5 protein-coding genes and 1 pseudogene are annotated in these 5,422 nt (G+C 52.6%); 4 read left to right on the forward strand and 2 right to left on the reverse strand.

Annotation, left to right across the window (positions count from 1 at the left end; all coding sequences use genetic code 11):
- Positions 1-249: pseudogene (locus BM269_RS28765) on the forward strand (hypothetical protein); the annotation flags it as partial.
- A 31-nt stretch (positions 250-280) separates the two neighbouring features.
- The gene (locus BM269_RS28770; RefSeq protein ID WP_255372320.1) at positions 281-547 is read left to right on the forward strand and encodes a GNAT family N-acetyltransferase; all 267 of its coding nucleotides are present in this window, start codon (positions 281-283) and stop codon (positions 545-547) included.
- A 250-nt stretch (positions 548-797) separates the two neighbouring features.
- On the opposite strand, the gene BM269_RS28775 is transcribed toward BM269_RS28770, so the two are convergent.
- On the reverse strand, positions 798-1,673 hold the full coding sequence (locus BM269_RS28775) for a hypothetical protein (protein ID WP_090446011.1): 876 nt from the start codon (positions 1,671-1,673) through the stop codon (positions 798-800).
- Between the two features lie 862 nt (positions 1,674-2,535).
- Here BM269_RS28775 and BM269_RS28780 point away from each other — a divergent pair.
- The gene (locus tag BM269_RS28780; protein WP_090446015.1) at positions 2,536-3,576 is read left to right on the forward strand and encodes a hypothetical protein; all 1,041 of its coding nucleotides are present in this window, start codon (positions 2,536-2,538) and stop codon (positions 3,574-3,576) included.
- A gap of 9 nt (positions 3,577-3,585) precedes the next feature.
- A complete protein-coding gene (locus tag BM269_RS28785; RefSeq protein WP_229204840.1) occupies positions 3,586-4,158 on the forward strand; it encodes a D-Ala-D-Ala carboxypeptidase family metallohydrolase in 573 nt (190 codons plus the stop codon).
- 118 nt (positions 4,159-4,276) lie between these two features.
- Here BM269_RS28785 and BM269_RS28790 read toward each other — a convergent pair whose 3' ends face one another.
- Positions 4,277-5,302 carry a serine hydrolase domain-containing protein gene (locus BM269_RS28790; protein WP_255372321.1) on the reverse strand — a complete coding sequence of 342 codons (1,026 nt, stop codon included), beginning with the start codon at positions 5,300-5,302 and terminating at the stop codon, positions 4,277-4,279.
- Between the last annotated feature and the right edge of the window lie 120 nt (positions 5,303-5,422).

A 5,422-nucleotide genomic window follows, 5' to 3' on the forward strand; every position in this document is an offset into this window, starting at 1 on the left:
GACATCCGCCGCCGCAGCGCCATCGAGCCAGCAATCGGGCACATGAAAAATGACGGGCGCCTGCGGCGTAATTGGCTGAAAGGGACCGACGGCGACGCGTTCCATGCGCTGTTGTGCGGATGCGGGCACAACCTGCGCATGATCCTCAGGAAGCTACGGCTTCTTTTTGCCCAGATTTCCGCCGACCTCATGTCGTCACTGAACCTGGCGATACGCCGGCAGTCCCGATGGCAACTGACGTCGCTCTGAATTTTGATTTATTCAGACCGGATTCGGTACCATTTGGCACTTCCGCTCGGTCCCCTACTTTGACGCGCGCGAAATTGGCTACGCCATGCTTTCCACCGAGTTCCGAGGCCAAGGCATCGCCACGCAGGCCGTGCGCCTGCTCGTGCGCCACCTGTTCGACGGCCTGTTGATCAATCGGCTGGAGATCCGCATGGATGCCCGCAACCTGGCGTCCGAACGCGTCGCCATCAAATGTGGGTTCACCAAAGAGGCGTGGCGCGCGGAGCAAATTTCGTACGTGGCAAGCACGTCGACATGAACGTGTATGCATTGCTGCGCCACGAACTAGCTGACTGGCCAGCTCAAAACATCCACCCCAGCACGGACAAGGGCAAGTGAATGAAAGCAGCCCCCGACTTCTCGCTTGGCCACTCCCGTCAGAAGCTATCTGAATACCAACCATAGTCACAACGACCCAGCAGTGCGTTACGCTTGCCCATCCATTGGTTGATCTCCTTTTCCAACGCCAGATTGGCGGCAATCAAGAGCACAAATTGCTTCTTCCCCAGTTAGCCATGGCTATCCGCATCTCCCGTACTCAGCTTACCTCTGGGGGCCGACTTTCCCAATATATAACCGGATAGGCCACCAAGAAGTGCAGACAATTCGTTTGCACCCAAGATATCAAGAATCCCAAACAATATTACAGCAATCACAATAGAAAATAACGTTATAAACTGAATTCCGGCTTCTCCAGAAAAGATACTTTGCTTCACAGCCTCGTTATTTTCAACAATTACAAAAAATTTCAAGACCAGCGAGAATACTATTACGGCAAATACCAAGCTAATTACAGTCCTATATATATATTGATTTGTTCCTGTAGAAAGGGCATTACCAATCCGATCCTCGAGGTCGAGAAGCTCATTTTGCTTTATGGAAAGTGTCTCTCGTCTACCTTTTAATTCTGATTCCGAAACTTTCAGGCGCTGTTGTTTATTTTCTATCTCTCTAATTCTAGTTTCCAGTTCACTTTTCCTTCCTTCCCAAACAGCCGGATCATCAGAATCAGAATTCAGGGAAAACAAACCATCTTTTGCAGAAATCTCCTTTTTTCCCGGATTACCTGCCGTCTTGTCGATTTCTTTTAACTTCGAAATACGTGAGCTAGCATTTTCTACCTTAAATTTTAGAAACTGCAACTCTCTCGGAGCATCTTCTAGTCCACGCGAAAGCTGCTCAATCTCAGCTTCCAAGTTTCTAATCTCACGCTCAGCTGCGTCTATTTCACGAACCATCTTTCGCCGAATTCGTTTTAATTCCGAAAAATCTTCATGTTTTCCCGCCAGCTTCTCGAGAAACGATGCGCTATTAACCTTTCCATCGTCGGCACTTGCAACCGATTCGAAAAGCAGGCCAAACATCAGAAAAAGCAGCAGGCGCATTCCAATCTCCCTGTTTCGGGTCAAATTGATGTGACGTTCAAGCTCAAAGTACTTATAGACACCTGCTGTTCGCTACCTAATCTGTTATTGGCGACGACTCGCGCTGCTCTTGCTTGATCGCACTCTCCGCTCGCTCAGGAGCAATCCTACGTCTCACATGCGCTAGTAAAACTATCTAATTTTCACAACTGCGAAAATCCTTGGCGGAAGGTTGTAAAAATGGCTCGTTATACGTTAGCTCGGCTTTCGGAATTGCCAGTCGCTTGCATGCCCTGAGAGTCCCGCGCAAGGGCAGCGAATTTTCAGTGCGCACGCAACGGTTGGAATGATTAGAGCCGCCAAAATTTAATTCGTGACAATTGATTAGTTTCCTACGCGATGTAGGATCTATCCTATATATCAGTTTTCGTGCAAAACGCGGAATTGTGATCTTCGCCTAAGTCGGTCGAATCAACGAACGTCGTCCAAAATTTCGACACGCATCGGAGTAGCAGTCTTGTGGCAGAACCTTGCCGCGCGAGTGAAGCCAACTACTCCGAAAAATACACTTATCAGTTCAGTCAACTTATGCTCTTGATCATGCCAATCATCGGCCTACTACTGTCTGGTTGCTCGATAGCGTGGATATCCCCGGACGGCACGCGCAATGCGGTGGGCCTTGCGTACGTCAACGTACCGCCAACCATTGCTCCAGCAGAAACGGGGGCGGATTGGATCCGGATCCGCAGCGTCGGACTAGCCTTCAGCACGACACCACTCGGTAACACACTGGGCATCGGCTACAGCGACAACACTGTTGCGGGAATCCACAGGCATAGTTGTGTGCGCATCGAACAGCCTTTCATACTAACAGGAGAAGTTTATGGATATCCGCCTCAGCCTCGTTAGTATCGTGATAGCCCTGTTAGCCCTAACTGGCTGCGCCACGGCACCAAAGAATGTCGTTTTCGTTACGTCTACGTCAATCGGCATCAACGTTGACAACACTGCCGCCAGCGCCAGCTTTGCGCACGATCGTGTTGAGGGCTATTACGCTCCGCGCTATAAAGGTAAGTCCGCCCCACCAGTCTATGCGGACCTAGAAACCAACGGCTCACTCATCAACCGTAAGATCCGGCAAGTTTATGCCACTGGCGATGCTGCTGGAATCGTACTGGGTCTGGAACCCAATAAGCAGGTGGAGTCCACTAAAGAGCAAGTAAATCTGAAGAAAGCACTGCTCCAACAAAATGACTCCTTTTCTTTGAGTGCAACCGCCGACACCGAAAAAACGGATGAGGGCGACAACGGAATCGCAGCCGACAAAACCGTCATGTTTTTCGGCACAAATACAACTGCCGGATTCAAGGTCGGTTTTGGAGCAGCAGCGATCAATAACTTCATACTAGGTTACAAGCGCAATGAGATATCCGTCATTCCTGCTGGCCCCAAAGCTTCCGACTATCCTTCAGTTTTGGCCGCCCTGGACATTGACGAAGAACCAAGTCGCGAAAACGGAAAAGCAGACGTGAAGCAGTTTTTTGCGACTGGCGTGGCAGCAAATGAATTAGCCAAGAAGCCAGAGATCAAAACGGCGCTGGAATCAAAAGCTCAATCACGCCTTGCAGCTTTCCGCGAAGATGAGCGCCTTCAAAATAGCTATGTCCGCGCCGGAGTGAACTGCTTTACGGGCATGCAAGACAAGTTTCTAAAAGAAGTCGCAGACAACATTGTGAGCTTACGCCTCTTCAAAAACGACTCTGACGCCGTTGCAGGGGCTTTGAGGAACGCTGATGAGATTCGGACGGCGCGAAAGGCCTATATCAACAAAATCGTACAGCTTGATCCGGATTCGAGCTACTACACTGGCCTGCTGCGGGGCCACGCCATTAAAGTATGCGAACTCGCTAAAATCAAAGACTAGGGGACAGCCATGCCAATAGTAGACATTCCATGCGAAGATTGCGAACTCCAACAAGACCTGATAAAGCTCCAAGGCTGGACATTCATCGACTGTACCGAGGTTATGGGTGGATTTTGCCGACTGCGCTATGACGATGAACCAACGGCGACGGCAAAGCTGACCCCTCACTTTACGCTGCGTGAAATGACTGAATCGCAGACAGCGGCGCGACTGGGAATTCTTAACTTGCCTACCGAAACTGAGTTGACCAACCTTAAATACTTGGCCGAGGCAATGGAGAAGATACGCGCAAGCGTCAAGCAGCCAATACGGATCTCAAGTGCTTTCCGTTCGTCAAAGCTCAATCTCGCAGTCGGCGGCACCAGCAACAGCGCCCATCTTCGCGGCTTGGCTGCAGACATAAATGTCAATGGGATGACACCGCGCCAATTGGCCCTTCATATTTCTGAGATGAAGCTGCCTTTTGATCAGTTGATTTTGGAGTACGATAGTTGGGTCCACGTTGGCTTACACGAATCAAAGAACCGCCAAGAGCTCCTGACAATCCGAAAAGGAACCGGCTATTTGCTAGGCATATGCTGAGCCCCATTTTTAGCGGCAATGTTGACTGGGCAAACATGCAGATAGCAAACCAACGCGAAACACCCCGCACGGACAGGACAGGCAAATCAAAAAGGTCCCGCGACTTCAACGCACAGTCTTATTTGGCCGGGGCCAGCGTCGAAAACAACGGACCCAGCATCCCATTGATGACCACATCGGCCCCCATGTCTTCAAATGCATTGGCCACCGCGAGCACGCCGCTGTCCTGCTCGGGGAATAGCACGACTACCGCCAGCCAGTTGCCATCGGAACCCTGATGCACCAGTACCGGCCCCTTGCGCCCGGCGATCGTGGCCTGCACTCCCCAGTCGAGACCGGCGCCACTACCCGGCTGGGCCGTTTGCATCAACTTATAGCTGGTCGGCTGCAACAGCTTGCCCTTGTCTTTGGCGCCACCCAATTGGTCGAGACTGAAACGCGCCCAGTCAGCGAGGCTCATGTGCAAGAGCCCGGCTGGCGCATACATGGCCGGCACCCCGTCCGCTTCCCGTTTGACCTCCAGTTTCGGCTTGCCTTTGCTATGGCCGCGGATCTGGCCATCGTGGGTCGCACCGCTACCCGCTGTGGCCATGCCGAGCGGCCCGAAGACCTCAGCCTGCATCAGTTCGTCGTAAGACTTTCCAGTGGCGCGTTCTGCAATTGCAGCCGCGATCAGGAATCCAGTGTTGCTGTAACTGAAGGTCGAACGTGGTTTCTGCGCTGGTTTCTCCTTCAGCGCAGAAGTGATGTAGGCCAGCCGCTGCTGCGTCAGCGCGCGGGTGTCTCCAAAATAGGTGTTGAGCGTCTTGCTATTGCGCAGATCACGCGGCAAACCGGCGCGGTGCGACAACAGATCGACCAATGTGACCTGGCGATATTCCGGGCGCATGGCTTTGGCAAGATCGGGCAGCATGTGCTCCAGTGGCGCATCCCAGGACAGGGCACCCCGTTCGACCAGGCGCGCAATCATCGCCACCGTCATCACTTTGCCGGTTGACCCGATCACCCATACATCATCCTGCGTGACGGCATCCTTGCCGTCATTGCGGCGCACGCCAGCGACAGCCTGATCTTCGACCTGCCCGTTGCGCATCACCAGCACGCCGGCGGCGGGGACCTTGGTGCCGGCCATGGCCCTGGCCAGGACGGCATCAAGCTTCTCCGCAGCACTAGCAGGCTGCTGAAATACCGCCCCGAAGCATCAACCGGGGCGGTCGGCCGAATGTTATCCTGACATCCCGTCATTTCCTACCTGAGAATCAAT

Origin of the sequence: Duganella sp. CF458, assembly GCF_900113115.1 — a bacterium.
Taxonomy (GTDB): Bacteria; Pseudomonadota; Gammaproteobacteria; order Burkholderiales; family Burkholderiaceae_D; genus Rugamonas.